The sequence below is a fragment of the Streptomyces sp. 71268 genome (genome assembly GCF_029392895.1).
GTDB lineage: Bacteria > Actinomycetota > Actinomycetes > Streptomycetales > Streptomycetaceae > Streptomyces.
In genome coordinates, this window is sequence record NZ_CP114200.1 from 4,272,009 (window position 1) to 4,288,448 (window position 16,440).

The 16,440-nt window shown below is 73.6% G+C and carries 14 protein-coding genes; 5 read left to right on the forward strand and 9 right to left on the reverse strand.

Annotated elements, in window-relative coordinates; all coding sequences use genetic code 11:
* Positions 1-238 precede the first annotated feature (238 nt).
* Positions 239-811 (reverse strand): XRE family transcriptional regulator, encoded by a 573-nt coding sequence (locus OYE22_RS16460; RefSeq protein WP_277321111.1) that lies wholly within the window; start codon positions 809-811, stop codon positions 239-241.
* Between the two features lie 233 nt (positions 812-1,044).
* On the opposite strand from OYE22_RS16460, the gene OYE22_RS16465 reads away from it, so the two are divergent.
* From OYE22_RS16465 to OYE22_RS16480, 4 genes are all read left to right on the forward strand, one after another.
* Positions 1,045-1,944: an aldolase gene (locus tag OYE22_RS16465; protein ID WP_277321112.1), complete on the forward strand. Its 900-nt coding sequence runs from the start codon at positions 1,045-1,047 to the stop codon at positions 1,942-1,944.
* Positions 1,944-2,912 (forward strand): dihydrodipicolinate synthase family protein, encoded by a 969-nt coding sequence (locus OYE22_RS16470; protein ID WP_277321113.1) that lies wholly within the window; start codon positions 1,944-1,946, stop codon positions 2,910-2,912. Before OYE22_RS16465 ends, OYE22_RS16470 begins: the two co-directional genes overlap by 1 nt.
* Positions 2,913-3,019: 107 nt before the next feature.
* Positions 3,020-3,409: a hypothetical protein gene (locus OYE22_RS16475; RefSeq protein WP_277321114.1), complete on the forward strand. Its 390-nt coding sequence runs from the start codon at positions 3,020-3,022 to the stop codon at positions 3,407-3,409.
* A gap of 413 nt (positions 3,410-3,822) precedes the next feature.
* Positions 3,823-4,329 carry a carbonic anhydrase gene (locus tag OYE22_RS16480; RefSeq protein ID WP_277321115.1) on the forward strand — a complete coding sequence of 169 codons (507 nt, stop codon included), beginning with the start codon at positions 3,823-3,825 and terminating at the stop codon, positions 4,327-4,329.
* A gap of 352 nt (positions 4,330-4,681) precedes the next feature.
* Here OYE22_RS16480 and OYE22_RS16485 read toward each other — a convergent pair whose 3' ends face one another.
* The 5 genes from OYE22_RS16485 to OYE22_RS16505 form a co-directional block, all read right to left on the reverse strand.
* Positions 4,682-6,004 carry an MFS transporter gene (locus OYE22_RS16485; protein ID WP_277321116.1) on the reverse strand — a complete coding sequence of 441 codons (1,323 nt, stop codon included), beginning with the start codon at positions 6,002-6,004 and terminating at the stop codon, positions 4,682-4,684.
* Positions 6,005-6,230: 226 nt separating this feature from the next.
* Entirely contained in the window at positions 6,231-6,947 is a 717-nt protein-coding gene (locus OYE22_RS16490) for a FadR/GntR family transcriptional regulator (protein WP_277321117.1), read from the reverse strand.
* A 228-nt stretch (positions 6,948-7,175) separates the two neighbouring features.
* On the reverse strand, positions 7,176-8,144 hold the full coding sequence (locus OYE22_RS16495) for a LysR family transcriptional regulator (protein ID WP_277321118.1): 969 nt from the start codon (positions 8,142-8,144) through the stop codon (positions 7,176-7,178).
* Positions 8,145-8,385: 241 nt separating this feature from the next.
* On the reverse strand, positions 8,386-9,762 hold the full coding sequence (locus OYE22_RS16500) for an XRE family transcriptional regulator (protein ID WP_277321119.1): 1,377 nt from the start codon (positions 9,760-9,762) through the stop codon (positions 8,386-8,388).
* A 264-nt stretch (positions 9,763-10,026) separates the two neighbouring features.
* Positions 10,027-11,223: a S1 family peptidase gene (locus OYE22_RS16505; RefSeq protein ID WP_277321120.1), complete on the reverse strand. Its 1,197-nt coding sequence runs from the start codon at positions 11,221-11,223 to the stop codon at positions 10,027-10,029.
* A 410-nt stretch (positions 11,224-11,633) separates the two neighbouring features.
* On the opposite strand from OYE22_RS16505, the gene OYE22_RS16510 reads away from it, so the two are divergent.
* Positions 11,634-12,896, forward strand: a complete 1,263-nt coding sequence (locus OYE22_RS16510; protein ID WP_277321121.1) for a glycosyltransferase — start codon at positions 11,634-11,636, stop codon at positions 12,894-12,896.
* A gap of 62 nt (positions 12,897-12,958) precedes the next feature.
* Here OYE22_RS16510 and OYE22_RS16515 read toward each other — a convergent pair whose 3' ends face one another.
* The 3 genes from OYE22_RS16515 to OYE22_RS16525 form a co-directional block, all read right to left on the reverse strand.
* On the reverse strand, positions 12,959-13,405 hold the full coding sequence (locus OYE22_RS16515; RefSeq protein ID WP_277321122.1) for a hypothetical protein: 447 nt from the start codon (positions 13,403-13,405) through the stop codon (positions 12,959-12,961).
* 280 nt (positions 13,406-13,685) lie between these two features.
* The gene (locus tag OYE22_RS16520) at positions 13,686-14,099 is read right to left on the reverse strand and encodes a peptidase inhibitor family I36 protein (protein ID WP_277321123.1); all 414 of its coding nucleotides are present in this window, start codon (positions 14,097-14,099) and stop codon (positions 13,686-13,688) included.
* Between the two features lie 453 nt (positions 14,100-14,552).
* Positions 14,553-16,310, reverse strand: coding sequence for an MFS transporter (locus OYE22_RS16525; RefSeq protein WP_277321124.1), 1,758 nt, complete (start codon positions 16,308-16,310; stop codon positions 14,553-14,555).
* Between the last annotated feature and the right edge of the window lie 130 nt (positions 16,311-16,440).

Genomic DNA, 16,440 nt, shown 5'->3' on the forward strand with positions numbered 1-16,440 from the left:
GGTACTCGTCCCGCGCTGCTCGTGAAGCGCACGTTGAACGCGGTCTGCTGGCGCCTGGAACCGTACGTGGCGGGCCGCGCTCCCCGCGCCGGGTGCCGTAACGCGGCTACCGAAGAACATGCGACGGCGAGTCGGCATCGAAGCGGCCAGTACGGCGCGGTCGGGGCGCAGTGGCCGGGCAGGGCAGTCGGGCCAGTGCGGCGGCCCGGAGCGGCCGGGCGGCACGGGCCACGGGAGGTCAGGGCAGGTGCGGGTGGGCGGTCTGCGCCGCCTCCCGGTCGTCGCTGACCAGCAGCAGTACGGCGGCGCGCTCGGTGCTCGTGGAGCGGACCTTGTGCGGCGTGGTGGCCTTGAAGTAGACGGAGTCGCCCGGTTCGAGGGGGACGGTCATCGAGGGGAAGATCAGTTCGGCGCTGCCGGCGTGGACGAAGACGAACTCCTCGCCCGGATGGTCCCGGAACGGCGCCGGCCCGGCGTCGTGCGGCGGGTAGAGCATGAACGGTGTCATCCGCTTGTCACCGGCCTCCAGGGCTATCCCCTCGTACCGGCTGCCGGGTTCCCCGTCGGAGGAGAGCACCTGGCGCTCGCCGGCCCGCGTGACGGTGATCTCGGAGGTGTCCGTCGCGTCGGCGAACAGGTTGCCCAGCGGGACGTGCAGGGCCTTGGCGAGCGACACGCTGACGGCGATGGACGGAGTGCTGTAGCCGCGCTCGACCTTGGACAGGTAGCTCTTCGTGACCCCGGTGCGCTCGGCGAGCGCCTCCAGGGTCAGCAGGCGCTCCTTACGTAGCTGCCGTACCCGATTGATCACTGACTTCTCCCCTTCACGCCACCCCGCGCGGGCTGGGATCGGCCGGGCGGGACACCAAGTATGTCCCGCCGGCCCCGCGCCGGCCCGGCCCCGGTCGGCCCCGTCCGCCGGTGGCGCCGGCTGACGGACAGCTCGGTCGGCGGCGAGCCCGCGGCGCGCGGCCCCCCGGCGGGTGACCGCGTGACATCGGAGCACCTGGCGCGGAACCCTTGCGACAGGACACAAGGTGTCCTATGGTGAACGTAGTTTCCTCGGAGGGGTGCTGCGCGCAGCAGGCGCGACGCCGGACGACGGGGCACGCCGGCATCGCCGGCGCTTCGGAACTGGAGCAGACGATGGCAAACACGCTGCAAGACTCGAAGGCCATGCTCGTTGATCGGGCCGAGCGCCAGATGAACGGCCATTTCGGAGACTCGAAGCTGACCACCCGCCAGAAGATCGCCCTGACCTGCCGCATCGCCTACGACGGCGGTCACGATTCGGGACTGGCCGGCCAGATCAGCGCACGTGGCCCGCGACCCGGCACGTACTACACCCAGCGCCTGGGCCTCGGCTTCGACGAGATCACCGAGGACAACCTCCTGCTGGTGGGCGAGGACCTCCAGGTCCTTGAGGGCGAGGGCATGCCGAACCCCGCCAACCGCTTCCACTCCTGGATCTACCGGGCCCGTGAGGACGTCAACTGCATCGTCCACACCCACGCACTGCACACGGCGGCGCTCGCGATGCTCGAAGTGCCGCTCGTAATCTCGCAGATGGACACCACGCCGTTGTACGACGACGTCGCCTTTCTCAAGGACTGGCCCGGTGTCCCGGTCGGGAACGAGGAGGGCGAGATCATCTCGGCGGCCCTCGGCGACAAGCGCGCCATCCTCCTGGCCCACCACGGCCAACTCGTCACCGGCGCCACCGTCGAGGAGGCGTGCAACCTGGCCCTGCTCATCGAGCGCGCGGCACGCCTGCAACTCCTCGCCATGGCGGCCGGGACCATCAAGCCGCTGCCGCCCGAGCTGGCCCGCGAGGCCCACGACTGGACCTCCACCGACCGCCGCAACCAGGCGAACTTCGCCTACTACGCGCGCAAGGCCCTCCGCCGCCACCCCGACTGCGTCACGGGCGAGGTGCGGCTCTGATGGCGCGGACACGGACGGCGCGACCTTCGACGACACCACCACCGCTGGCCGGCGTCATCTCCTATCCCGTCACCCCGTTCACCCCGGAGACCGGCGCGCTCGACCTTCCCGCGCTGCACCGCCTCACCGACGGCCTCGTGACCGCCGGCAGCCACGGCATCGCCCCACTGGGCAGCACCGGCGAGAGCGCCTACCTCAGCGAGACGGAGTGGGACGCCGTCTGCGAGACGACGCTCAGCGCCGTCGCCGGGCGGGTTCCCACGGTGGTCGGCGTCGCGCACTACAGCACGGAGGGCACGGTACGTCGCGCCCGCGTCGCCGCCCGGCACGGAGCTACCGCGATCATGGTGCTTCCGCAGGTGTACTGGAAGCTGACCGACGCGGAACTCGCGCGGCACTTCGCCGCCGTCGCCGACGCGAGCGACCTGCCGGTCATGCTCTACAACAACCCGGGCACGAGCGGCGTCGACCTGCCACCCGAGACGGTGGTCGCTCTCGCGCGGCAGATCCCCAACCTGACGATGGTGAAGGAGAGTTCCGGCGACGCGACACGCTTCCGCGCCATCCGGGAACTGTCGGACGGCGCGTTGTCGGTCTACAACGGGAGTAATCCGCTCGCTCTCGAAGCCTTCCGTGCCGGCGCGGTCGGCTGGTGCACGGCGGCGCCCTGCCTGGCCCCGCGCTGGTGTCTGGAGTTGTACGCCGCGGCGACGGCCGGGGAACAAGAGCGGGCCGATGCGGTACTGGCGGAGCTGCTGCCGTTCTTACGGTTCATCGTGGGGTACGGGCTGCCGCGCGCGATCAAGGCCGGCCTGGAGATCCGTGGCCGAGCCGCCGGCAGCCCCAGACTGCCCCTGTTGCCACTCCCGGAGGCCCAGGTGGCCGAGCTGCGCCGGATGCTGGAGCGGCTCGACACCTCCCCGATCCCCGACCAGACAGAGGCGCGAGCGGCTGGACAACCGGCATGAGTCCGCCACACGGCGTCCGCCCGCCGATCCATGCGCGGGAGCACTCGCCTCCCGCTGAAGGCAGGGTGGTCCCAGGAGAGGTTCATGGCGGCCTGTGTAATCGCCCCATGCCGGAGTTGGTGCTCGTCGTGTTCCGTGTCGTCGCGGAAGCCCTCGCGTACGCCAACCCGTTCGCGTGGGCCCAGCGGCGCAGGCGACAGCGGCGGCTGCGCCGTCTCGCCCGGGGAGAGACGGCACTGTTCCCCTGCGACGTGCGGGACGCGCGACTGACCGACGGACAGTGGAGGAACGGCTACCTCGCGGTGGGTCCACACCCAGTGGCGTGGCAGGAGAAGGGGCGAAGGCAACAGGTGCTGGGCTCCTGGCCCCCGCTGCTACCGGTGTCGGCGGACGAGATCAGCGTCGCCTTCCGCTCGCAGTCCGGCGATACCGAGATACGGCTGCACCCCGACGAAGCGCCGACCGTGTTGCGGGCGTTGGGGCAGAGGGGGCACTGACGAGATGGGGCATCGATCACCGGTGTAGGCCGGTAACGGGGACGGGGGGAGGTGTATCGCCGTGTATACGCGCCGGCCAGGCGGTTGCGGTGAAGCAGGGGGCGCCACCAGCGTCGGGGTCCGGTCGCCGCGCCGAGACCACCCGTCGATGTGGCCACTGGAGCCCCAGCGAGCGCCGGGCGCGCTCGGCGGGAGCCGGGCGGCGGCGTCGAGGCGAGGCAGGGAGGGGCGGTGCGGCGGCGGGGGCGTGTGAGGGAGGCGCGGTGCGGTGCGGTGCGGCGGGGCGGGGCCGGATGCGTCCGGGTGGCGGGTGTGCGGTACTGCGGTTGCGTGTATGCGTCGGCGCGCGCGCCCCGTACGGCCGCCGGACTTCCTACGGTGCGGGGAGTCGGCTACAGAAAGCAGGGCTCCCCGTGTCCGTCACCGACGTCTACCTGGCCAACAACGAGTCGTACGCGACCTCCGACCCCGTCGCGCCCTTCGGCGAGCCGCCCAGCAGGCACCTGGCCGTGATCACCTGTATGGACGCGCGGATCGACGTGTACGCGATGCTCGGCCTCAGACTCGGCGAGGCACACGTCATCCGCAACGCGGGGGGCGCGGCCAGCGACGATGCGATTCGGTCGCTCGTCGTCAGTCAGCGGGAGTTGTTGACGCGGGAGGTGATGCTGATCCACCACACCAAGTGCGGGATGCTCGGCCTGTCGGACGACGCGTTCAAGCGGGACATCGAGGCGGAGACAGGGGTGCGGCCCCCGTGGGCGGCGGAGGGGTTCGAGCGGCTGGAGGAGGACGTGCGGCAGTCGGTGGCCCGGGTCCTGCTGAACCCGTTCGTGCCGCACAAGGAGTCGGTGCGCGGCTTCATCTACGACGTCGACACGCGGCGGCTGCACGAGGTGGAGTGCCCGGGCCCGTCCTGATCTGCCCCGCCCCGCCACGGGGGCCGGCGAAAGGCACCACCGCCGGTGGCGGCCGGACCCGACCCGGCCCGTACCTCCCCGCGCCGCCCGGGCCCGCCAGCCCACCCCCGCGAAACCGCCCCCGCGTACCCGAGCCCACCCCCCCGCGAACCCGCGCCGCCCCACCCACGCCGCCGTGCCCCACCCCGCCCCAAGGAGAAACAGCGCGCGATCACGACTCGACGGGACGGGACGGGACGGGACGGAATGGAACAGAACAGAACGGCCGCACGCGCCGACGCCCCGGAGCGGGGGCTCCGGGGCGACGGCGCGGTGGACGGCTGGGACAGGGAGAGGAGTTGTTGTGGGGAGGTCAGACCTTCAGGTTGCGACCCGCGCCGAGGCCGAGGGCGGCCAGGCCGGCGCAGACGCCGAGCAGCAGGAGCAGCGGCAGCGTCCAGCCGTCGGTGACCTGGTGTACCGCGCCGAGGACCAGGGGGCCCGCGGCGGCCAGCAGATAGCCCCAGGTCTGGGCCATGCCGGAGAGGCGGGCGGCGGTGTGTGCGTCGCGGGCGCGCAGCACCATCATCGTCAGGGCAAGGCCGAGCGCGCCGCCCTGCCCGATGCCGAGCAGCGTGGCCCACAGCCAGGCCCCGTCCGTGGGCGAGACGAGCAGTCCGACGACGCCGCAGGCCATCAGCGAGGCGACGCCGACCGCCAGCAGCCGCTGTTGCCGCATGCGCCCGGCGAGCAGTGGCACGACGAACGAGCCGACGCCCTGCAGCAGCGTGCTGTAGGCGAAGATGAGCCCGGCCGTCGACTTGCTCATCCCGTCGTCAGTGAAGACGGTCGGCAGCCAGGCGATCACGACGTACGCGACGAGTGACTGCGAGCCCATGAACAGGGTGATCTGCCAAGCCAGCGGGGTGCGGGACAGGCGCGAGGCGTCGGGGTCGGCGGTGGTCCCGGAGCCGACGGGTGCGGTGGTGGCGGGGCGGGCGGCCGGCGTTGCCGCGGGCTGGCCGTGCCGGACGCCGCGGCGGGCGATGACCGCCTGGGGAACCCAGAGCAGCGCGGCGACCGCGGCCAGCAGTGCCCATGAGGCGAGAGAGCCGCGCCAGCCGCCGAGGGCGTTCTCCAGCGGGACGGCCGCGGCGGCGGACGCGGTGGCTCCGATGATCATCGCGGTGGAGTACACGGCCGTCATGGCCGCCGCGCGCTCCGGGAAGTCCCGCTTGACCAGGCCCGGCATCAACACGTTGAGCCAGGCGATGGCCGTGCCGACGAACGCTCCGCCGACGAACAGCGTGACCACCGGGGGCGCCACCCGCAGCAGGATGCCGCCGCACAGCAACACCAGGGCTGCCAGCAGCACCGCCTCGGTGCCGAACCGGCGGGCCAGCTTCGGCGCGAGCGGCGACGCCACTCCCATGAAGATCAGCGGGATGGTGGTGACCAGGCTGGTCGCGGTCGCCGCGAGGTGGAAGTGGTCGCTGATCTCACCGAGCAGCGGGGAAACGCCGGCCAGCGCCGCGCGCATGTTGAGCGCGGCGAGCACGATGCCGAGGAGGAGCAGGGCGGGGTGCGCGCGTAGCGTGCGCCGCGCGGCGGCCACCGGCGGAGTGGGGACCAGGTCCTCTTCGGCATCGATGAGCCGGACATCGGGCGCGGTGCTGGGCCCGGATATCCCGGACATAGGCGGCTTACCTTTCGTCGATCTCGGGCGTGGGGGCGTACCGGACGGACTTCCGGGCTGTACCGGACAGGCTTCCGGGCTGGTGAGCGGACTCGCGTTCCGGGCGGGGTGGGGCAGAAAGATCTGGCGGGGCGCGGGGGCCTGCGGTGAGCTGTGAGGGCGGGAGTCTCGATGGGGGCGGGGGACGGCTCTCGGGTGCGCGGGGGTGTGGGCGAGGGGGACTGGGCTAGGGGTGTGGGGCGAGCAGCGCGTCCACCGCCCGCATGGGGGCGGCGAGCAGCGCCCGGGCCGCGCCCTCGGCCGCCGCCGGGTCGCCGGAGGCGATGGCGTCGATGACCGCGTGGTGGTCGCCGGGGTCGATGTGCGGCATGTCGTGGTCGCCGAGCGCGGTGAGCAGGGCCTCGCGTACGGAGCTGCTGAACCAGCCGTACGTCGCGCTCAGCGCGGAGTTGTGCGCCGCGTCCACCACGGCCCGGTGGAACGCGACGTCGTGGTCCGCGTACAGCTCCAGGTCCGCGCCCTGCGGTGGCGGGCCGTCGGCGTGCGCGAGTGCGGCCTGCGCGGCGAGCGCGGCCCGCATCCGTTCCAGGTCGTCCGGGCTGTGCCGGAGCGCGGCGAGGCGGGCGCCCTCGGCCTCCAGCGCGATGCGCAGCTCCAGCACGTCCCGGATGCCGGCGCGCTGGACGCCGCGCATGACGGCGGCCGGGTCGGCCGTGGACACGACGAACGTGCCCTCGCCCTGTCGGGACTGGAGCATCCCGGAGTGACAGAGGACGCGTACGGCCTCACGCACGGTGTTCCGGCCCACCTGGAGCTGCTCGGCGAGCGCGTGCTCGGTCGGCACCCGGTCCCCGACCCGCCAGGTGCCGTCCGCCACCTGCGCGCGCAACTGCTCCACGACGGTGTCCACGAGCGACTTCCGCCCCGCTGCCCGCAGTGTCATGGCTCTCGCCCTCTCGCGTGCTCCGTAGGTTGCCCGGTCATCCTACAACTGGCGTCCACGGTGGGACCTCCCCGCCGAGCGTGACGCGCGCTACGCCGACGTCCGCTACACCGACGTCCGCTACGCCGACGGTCCGCTACGCCGACGGTCCGCTGCGTGGGCGGCCCGCTGTCTGGGCCGCCAGCGCAGGGTGCGGATCGCCGTCGTGAGCGAGCCTCCGCGCGGGGGTCAGGCCGGCGCGTGGATGAGCGGGTCGGGGGCGGGCGGTGCCCCGGTGGCGCCGGGGGACGGGGCGGGCGTGGCCGGAGGGGGTGGGGTCAGGCTGGTCGCCACCGCGTCGGCGAAGGCCAGGGCGGCCGGGCTGAGGGTCTCCCAGCGGCGGACCGCCCAACCGGTGGCGAGCGGGGGGAGGGACGGAATGGGGATGAGGCGCAGCCCGGGGTGTTCGGCGGCGCGCCAGCCCGGGAGGGCGGGCACGATGGCGTGTCCGAGGCCCAGTTCGGCCAGCAGCATGGCGGTGTCCCAGTCAGCGACGCTGGTGCTGGCGTCCGGTTCGGTGCCCTGCTGGGCGAAATGGCCGTCCAGGGAGCGGCGCGAGGTGGAGTTCTCCGGGAGGCGGATGTGTCGGATGTCGGCGAGGTCGTCGGGGCCGACGGTCGCGCGGGTGGCCAGCGGGTCGTCGGCGCGTACGGCGAGTACCCACGGGAGGCTGACCACCGGGCGCTGTTGGACGCCGCGTACGGGCGGGCCGATGGTGATCCAGGCCAGGTCGGCGGTGTCGGCGGCCAGTGCGTCGAGGCAGCCGCGGCCCGAGTTGGAGGTCTGGAACTCCAGGCCCACCTGCGGGTGTCGGGTCCGGAAGGAGACGACGGCCTGCGACATGAAGTGCCGTACGGAGATGGCGCCGGTGGTGATGCGTACGGTGCCGGCCGCGCCGTCGCGTATCTCGCGCAACTGCCGTACGGCCAGGTCGAGCGCGCCGATACCGTCGTGCGCGGCATGCCGCAGCAGTCGGCCGGCGGGGGTGGGGGCGACCCCGCGCGGTTGGCGCTCCAGCAGCGGCAGTCCGAGTTCGCGCTCCAGGCGGCGCACGCGTTGGCTGACGGCCGACTGGGTGCAGGACAGGTCGCGGGCCACGGCACTGAGGCTGCCGGCCTCGCAGACCGCGAGGAACGCGCGGAGATCGTCGAGGGTCATCGGGTCACGCTAGACGAGCGCGGCGAGCCAAGCCATAGCTTGGGGAGTTGCAAGGAAACCCGTGGATTGACTTGGAGGTGGCCGGCGCAGATCCTCGTGGTCAGGGCGAAGTCGGCGCAACGGAGCCCCGGGCGGCAACCCGCCCGTCACGGCGCCGCGCGTCCGGAAGCGCGGCGTGGTGCCGGGCGGGTGCCGACCCGTCCGCCCCGGCCTCGAGCCGGTTCGCCGGTCAGGCCAGTGGTCAGTCCGTGGGCCACTCCCAGGACATGCCGTGCACGCCGGCCGGGCAGCGGATCGGGAGCATGTGGGCCGAGTGGGAGACGTCGAGCGCGAGGCGGCGGCTGTTGCGCTTCTCGGCTCCTATCCGCTCGCGGTAGTAGCGGTGGCACCCCGCCGGCAGGGCGTCGGGGTGGAAGTAGACGTGCAGCAGGTACTCGCGCAGGTGGACCCGGGTGCGCCGCTCGTGATGGGTGGAGGGCACGTTGCTCGGGCCGAGGAGCACCTCGTAGTCGATCACCGCGGTCTCGTTGCGCGCCAACTCGCGGCCGAGCAGCACCTCGATGATGATGCAGCGCAGCTCGGGCAGGAAGCGCACGGAGCCCGGCTTGCCGCAGCGTACGACGACGTCGATCGACTCGGCGGCGGTGTCGTCGATGCAGTGCACGACCGTCAACCGGCTGGCCCCGTCGCGGGTCGCGCGCAGCACCTGGTGCACGGAGGTGCTGCGGATGCAGCGCCGCTCGTCCAGGCGCAGCGTCTCGCGGATGACGACGGAGCACAGGTCCTCGTTGAAGTGCGCGAACGCGGCGCCCAGGGCCTGTTCGACGGTGGAGTTCTCGCCGAAGACGCGTTGTGACGCGCTGAGGTCCTGGAGCTCGCAGACCGCTCGCCCGCGCGGTCGGTGTGGGCCGAGCAGCGAGCGCAGGGCACCGGTGGGCAGCGTGAGGATGTCCTCCAGCGCGTCCACGGCGCGCAGCGACTGGGCCCGCTCCGGCTGACTCCGGCCGCGCTGCCAGTAGCTGAGGGTGGCCAGGCTGATCCGTATGCCGCGGGCCTCAAGCCGTTCCCTGACCCGTTCCAGCGGGAGGCCGCGTTGGCGCAGGGCCTCGCGGAAGACGGCGGCGAAGGAGGTCGCGGAGGTGACGTGTGTGGTGAGGGGGGCGGCGGTGGCGGGGGCGGCGTCCTCGGGCTCGGCCAGCGACGTCGCGTTGGCCCGTACCAGGGGTCTGGGTGGGGCCCCGGCCGCGGCGATCACCCGTGGCTTGGTGAGGGTGACCGCCCCGAGCGACGCGCCGCCCGCAGCGTCGCCGTCCGGTGCACGTCCGCCCGCGGCGTCGCCCCCCGATGTACTGCCGCCCGATGTGCCGCCGCCCGGTGCGCTGCCGCGTGCGGCGTTGGCGCCCGGTGTGGCGCGGCTCGGCGCGGTGCCGTTCGGGGTGGCGCTGTTCGGTAGGGGCCCGGTCGGTATGGAGCTGTTCCGTACGGGGCCGGTCGGTACGGAGTTCTTCGGGCGGGGACGGGGGCGGGTGGGCCTGGCGGTACGGGCCGGTGAGGCGGTCGGCGCCGGGGCTCTGTGGCCCGGGCCGCCGGCCGGGTCGCCGTGGGTCATCTTGTCCATGACGTCTCCGGGGGGTCGCACGGTCTCGCGAGGGCGTGGCGCGCGTCGGTACGGAGCGGTGCGCGGTGGTGCCGGGGTACGGGGGTACCAGGGGCACCGACGTGGTGCGCGGTGGTGCCGGTGTGGCACGGGATGCTGGGTGGGGGTCGGGGGGTGGATGCGTGGTGACGGCGCGGGTGACCTCGCGATACCGATGCCAAACAGTGCGGGGGCCGCTCACCGTATCCGGCGAGCGGCCCCCGTGTCCCGTGAGGTGAGTGTGACCTAGCCGAGGTTGAGGCTCAGCCCGTAGTACGACAGGGCGTCGTCGAGGGGCTGGAAGTAGGACGAACCGGGCGAGTTGACGCTGCCGTTGCACTTCTGGTTGGTCGGGCCGCCGGAGGTCATGCCCTGGGCCTGGTTGCCCGATATGTACGCGCCACCGCTGTCGCCGCCCTGGGTGCACACCGAGGAGCTGCCCAGACCGCGCACGACCGTGTCGGGGCCGCCGTTCTGGTCGACGTAGGTGACGGTGACGTTGTACGACTTGACCGCGCCGCAGGTCCACTGCGTGGTCTGGCCGGACTTGCACAGCGCGGCGCCGGGCGCGGCGCGCTTGCTGCCCTTGACCGCGACGGTCCCGGCGCTGCCCCAGGTGCCGACCTTGGTGGCGATCTGGTCGTCGGAGTCGACCCGGGCGATGCCCATGTCGACGCTGTTGGTGCCGACCGCGAACCGGGTCCGCTCGCCCTTCGCGAAGTGCTGGTTGTCGTAGTACAGGTCGGGCAGGTCCTCGATGCAGTGGCCCGCGGTCACCAGGTACTGGCGGCCCGAGCTGTCCTTGGCGCCGTAGCCGACCGAGCACAGGTAGCCGTTGAACGTCATCCGGCTGCCCGGGTAGACGAGGGCCTGCGGGGCGAGCTGCTGCTTGCCCTCGACCACGCGGACGGCCTTGCCGAGCGACCTGGCCTGCTTCAGGAACGCGCGGGCACCGGCGCTCTTGTCGCTGGCCACCTCGACGACAACGCTGTCGGACTGGAGGTCGACGGACCAGGCGGCGATGCCGGACGGGGTCTGCCGCGCGGCCTGGGCGTCGAGCTTGGCCTTGACGGCGTTGAGCGCGGACTCGCCGCGCGCCGGGACACGCGCCGTCAGGCCCGCGTCCTCGATCCGGTCGGCGGTCCTGGCGTCCGGCGCGTTCACGACCAGCGTGCCCGCCTTGTCGAAGAACGCGCCCTGGGTGGCGATCCGCTTCTTGCCGAGGCTGGCGAGGGTGTTCTGCTGCTCGGCCTGCGAGTCGAGCCGCTCGATCGCGGCGTCCTCGCTCACGCCGAGCGTGGTGGCCAGCGCCTTGACCATCTCCGGCTGGTACCGGGGCGTCATGGGGGCGGAGTCGTCCTTGGCCTGTGCGCCGGAGACCACGGTGACGGACAACAGGGCGCCGACGGCGGCGGCGAGGACGTACGTGCGGGAACCTCTCACGCTCTTTCCTTCCGGTTGCAGCGCGAACGGCCCAGGCAGGGGGGTGACGCCCCGCGGAAGTGCGGGGCTCGGGAGGGACGCTCGGCTGGCGGCGCGGGTGGGGACCGGTCGCCGCGCCCCGAACTTTCGCGCAACCAACACAGGGGGAACAAGGTTTCGTCACGCGCCTTTTTTCAACAGGGTTGCGTAACTCTGTGAAGGTGGGAGCCGTTCGAGGCTGACCGTCCGGCACGGAAGGCCGTGCGGCGGCTCGGGAGGTTCCGGCGATGTCGCGCAAAAAAGCGAAGGCAAGGAGTTCCGCCTCCTTGCCACTCTCAACGTATAGCGCGCCGGGGGGCTTGCGGCAAGGCCCCGGGTGTACCGCACAATCGGCGGCCGAGAGTCTGACCTGCGAAAACAGGAGTCCCGAAGTGCGAGTGCTGTTGACGACGTGGGGATCGCGCGGCGATGTCGAGCCGCTGGCGGGGTTGGCGGTGGCGTTGCGCGAACTCGGTGTGGAGGCACGGGTGTGCGCGCCGCCGGACGAGGAGTTCGCGACGTTGCTGGCACGGGTCGGCGTGCCGCTGGTGCCGCTCGGGCCGACGGTGCGTTCGGTGGTCGCCGGCCCTAAACCCCCGACGACCGAGGACGCCTTCCGGCTCGCTCCCCGGTTGGTCGCCGCGCGGTTCGAAACGCTCACGGCAGCGGCCCAGGACTGCGACGCGCTGCTCGCCACCGGGCTGATGCCGGCCGGCGCCCGGGACGTGGCGGAGAAGCTGGGCATCCCTTACGTACTCGCCTGCTTCCACACCCTGGGCCTGCCGTCGCGGCACGCCCGGCCCGGGGCGCGGCCGGGCACACCGTCGGCGCGGGACGAGACCGACAACCGGGTGCTGTGGAAGGAGGACGCCGAGCGGGTGAACGCGCTGTACGGCCAGGCGCTCAACACGCACCGGGCGGCGATCGGCCTGCCGCCGGTGGACAACGTCCGCGACCACGTCCTCACCGACCGGCCGTGGCTGGCCGCGGACGCGACACTGTGCCCGTCGCGGGACCTGACCGACCTGGACGTCGTGCGGACCGGGGCGTGGCTGCTGCCAGACGAGCGCCCGCTGCCGGCCGAGTTGGAGACGTTCCTGGGCGCCGGCGAACCGCCGGTGTACGTGGGCTTCGGCAGCATGGCCAGCTACGCCCCGCGCGACGTCGCCCGGGTGGCCATCCAGGCGTGCCGCGCGCGGGGCCGCCGCGTCGTCCTCGCCCGTGGCTGGGCCGACCTGGCCCCGATCGACGACGGCGCCGACTGCCACGTCGTCGGCGAGGTCAACCAGCAGGCGCTGTTCCGCCGGGTGGCCGCCGTCGTGCACCACGGCGGCGCCGGCACCACGACGACGGCCGCGCTGGCCGGCGCGCCCCAGCTCGTGGTCCCGCAGATCGCGGACCAGCCGTACTGGGCCGCCCGCGTGGCCGAGCTGGGCATCGGGGTGGCGCACGAGGGCCGGACGCCGACCCTCGACTCGCTGTCCGCCGCGCTCACCACGGCCCTGGCCCCCGGCACCCGCGCCCGGGCGAGCGCCGTGGCCGGCACGATCCGCACCGACGGGGCGACGGTGGCCGCCAGGCTGCTCATCGACGCGGCCGGCTCGACTGACGCGGTCGGCACGGGCGGTGAGCGGAGCCCGGCCGACTCCGCGTGAGCCGTGAGCCGTAGGGCGTGACCCATGGGCCGTGAGCCATGGCCTGCTGCCCGCGGCGGGTCTCAACCGTCAGCCGCCGACGGTCGGCGGGACACGCGCAGCGCCGTGGCCAGCGGGGCGAGCAGGGCGAGGGCGCCGAGCACGGCGAACTGGTGGCTGCCGGGCGCCGTCCGCATCGCCGGTACGCCGTACGCGAGACCGCACAGCGCCACGCTGACCGGTACGACCAGCGCGGGTACGGCTGGCCGAAGCGGGTTCGCCCCCAGGCGCTCCGGGTCCAGGCTGACGCCGAACACGCCGGCCAACGCCACGAAGACGAAGGCGAGTACGCCCTTCAGAGCCCACCAGAACACGTAACCGACGCAGCCGATCGCGGCGAGCCACAGCGGGACGCCCACGGCGATGGCGCCCGCGTCGCTGAGCGCCATCTCCGGCGCGGGCGCGGAGTACGGAGAGGGCGCGGGGCCCGGGGGGTGGGCCAGGGAGGCGGGGTGCGCGAGGTACGGCATGGGCCCACCCTCGCAGCGGCGGGCGGGGAACCGGATGAGTACCGCTACTCAGCCCGCCCGGCCCGCCGGCCTGACCCGCCCGGAGCTCGCTCGGGGCCCGCCCGCCTGGCCTGCCCGGGGCCCGCCCGGCCCGCTCGTCCGGGGCCCGCTCGGCCCACCGGCCCGCTCGCCCACCTGGGGCCCGCTCGGCCCGCCCGCCCGCCCCGCGCCACGGGCGCGGTCGGTGGCCCCGCTCGCCGCCGAGGGCGCGGGCGGGGCCACCGCGAGGGGAGGACTCAGGTCAGCAGCCGGCCCAGCTGTTGGAGTAGATGGTCGGCAGGTTGCTGCCGATCTTCTTCCAGCCGGTGCCCTTGTTCAGCTTGTACCCCTTCGGCTTGAAGTGCGGCTTGGCGTACACGACCGCCTGCTTGCACTTCTTGCCGTTGTTGTAGGCCGACTTCGGCGCCTTGAAGGCGCCGCCGTACTTGCGCAGGTCGCGGTTCTTGTCCTGGACCTTCTTGACCTTGCCCTTGAAGTTGTACTTCGGGTAGACGCACAGGTAGCCCTTGGGACAGTCCTTCGGCGCCTTGAGCACGGTCGCGCTGGTCTCGCTGTGCTGTTCGGCGAAGGCCGCGGTGGCCGAGGGGGCGGCGACGAGGCCGCCCGAGACGGTGGCCGCCGCCGTGAACAACACGAGCCGTTTGCGTACGTTCATGGTTCGGAGTTCCTCCCAGTGAGGGGCGGCGCCACAACGGCCGTGCGGGCGGGGCGATCTGATGTGTCGCCCTCGTCCCGCGAGCGGCCGTGCGGCGCGCGCCGCCTGTCCAACTCACGGTTCGGTACGGGGCTGACCGCCGGGCCGTGGCATCGGCCCAGGCCCTGCGGTGGCCGTCGCACCGAGCAGCAGTCTTGGGAGGCGTCCCGTTGTTGCGCAGCCCGCTCCGGGGGGCGCAACAAAAGGCGTTTTGTCCCAGGGAGTTCCGGATAGCCGGCGCGCGCCGTGCCGGGGGCGGGAGGCGTCCCGCTCGCCCCCAGTTCGGCGCGCGCCGGGCCACGGGCGGACGGGCGGCCCGTTCCGGACGCGAACTTCCGCCGCCCGTCCGTCCCCTACCGGGCGCCAGCGACCCTCCAGCGGGACCACACCGGGTCTCCAGCGGACCACTACCGATCAGGCGCCGGCCGACGCCACTCCACCCGTCCCGGCCGCCCCGACCACGCCCCCGGCGCCCCGGGTCTCCCCGGCTCCCGTGGCGCCGGAGGCCGAACGGGTGCCGTCGCGCTGACCACCCTGGCCGCCCTCATCGGCCTGACCACCCTGGCCGCCAGCACTGCCTCGGTCGCCCTGGCCGCGCTCGTCGCGTACGACCGCGAAGACCAGCAGCGCGGCGGCCACCGCGACGACGCCCGAGATCAGGCACACCCGGTCGATGCCGGCCACGAACGCGTCACCGGCCAGCCGTTCCACCGCGTGCCGCGCGGGCCCGGGCGGGGCGGCGGCGACGACGTCGGCGGCGTGGCCGCCGCTGATCGCCTCGGCCGCGTGGCCCGCCGCCTCGGGGTCCGGGGCGCCGGCGGCCGTCTCCGGCGCGGCAGCGGCCGCCGCGGTGCCGTCGGTGAAGACGGACCGCACGCGCGCGGCGAAGACCGTGCCGAGCACCGCGATGCCCAGCGCGTATCCGAACTGGCGCGAGGTGTTGACCGCGCCGCTCGCCATCCCCGCCCGCTCGCCCGGCACCAGGCCGAGCGCCGCCGACACCAGCACCGGCGTGGCCAGGCCGACGCCGAGGCCGGCCACGGCGAGCCCGGGCGCCAGCGCGGCCCAGCCCGCGTCGCCGTCCACGAGCGCGGCGTTCAGCAGCGCGCCCGCGCCGACCAGCAACAGCCCGCCACTCACCGGGACCCTGGGCGGCAGGTGGCTGAGCAGCCTGCCGCCGATCACGCCGACGACCAGGGCCGCCACCGCGAGCGGCGTCACCGCGAGCCCCGCCTCGATCGGGCTCATACCGAGCACCGACTGCAACCACATGGCGACGTAGGTGAGGTAGGGGAAGGCGGACGCCTGGAGCACCACCGCCGCCACCATCAGCACCACGAACGCCGGGCTGCGCAGCAGCCCCAGGTCGAACATGGGTTGCCGCAACCGCCGCTCCACCAGCACGAAGCCGACCAGCGCCAGCCCGGCCGCGCCCAGCGAGAGCGCCGTCCCCGCGTCCCCCCAGCCCTCCTCGCCACCGCGGATCAGCCCGTACGTCAGGGCGCCGGCGAAGCCCGTGAAGAGCAGCACGCCCGCCACGTCCACGCGGCCCCCCGCGCGGCCGGTGGACTCGCCGACCGTGCGCAGCGTGAGCCAGCCGGCGAAGACCGTCAGCGGCAGGTTGACCAGGAAGATCGCCCGCCAGTCCAGGCCCTCGGTGAGCACCCCGCCGAGCACCGGCCCCACGGCCGCGGCGGCGCCGCTCGTACCGCCCCACACGCCGAAGGCCACGCCGCGGTCCCGGCCCGCGTACGTCGCCATCAGCAGCGGCGTGTTGGTCGCGAACATCGCCGCCGCGCCCACGCCCTGCAGCGCGCGGGCCGCGATCAGCAGGCCCGGGTCCGGGGCCAGGCCGCAGGCCAGCGAGGACAGCGCGAAGACGGCGAGGCCGAGCAGGTAGAGCCGGCGGCGCCCGAACAGGTCGGCCGCCGAGCCCGCCGCCATCAACAGCGCTGCCAGCGCCAGGGCGTAGATGTCCATCACCCACTGGAGGGAGGTGAAGGAGGCGTCCAGATCCCGCGCGATCTCGGGCAGCGCGGTGTTCACGATCGTGACGTCCATGATCAGCATGAAGTTGCCCAGCGTGATGGCGACCAGGGGCCACCACTTGCCGCGCGCACCGACCTCGGTGCCGGCACCCGCCCCGGCCCCCGGGCCCGTGTCCCTCGCCATGGCTTTCTCTCCCTCGTTCGTGGTGTGCGGCTCGTGTGCGAGCCGGCGCCCACCCTCCGTTCCGGGAGCCGGTCGGCCCTAGCCAGCGCCCCGCCGCGTGGCGATATCCGACACGGGCTAGCGTGGAATG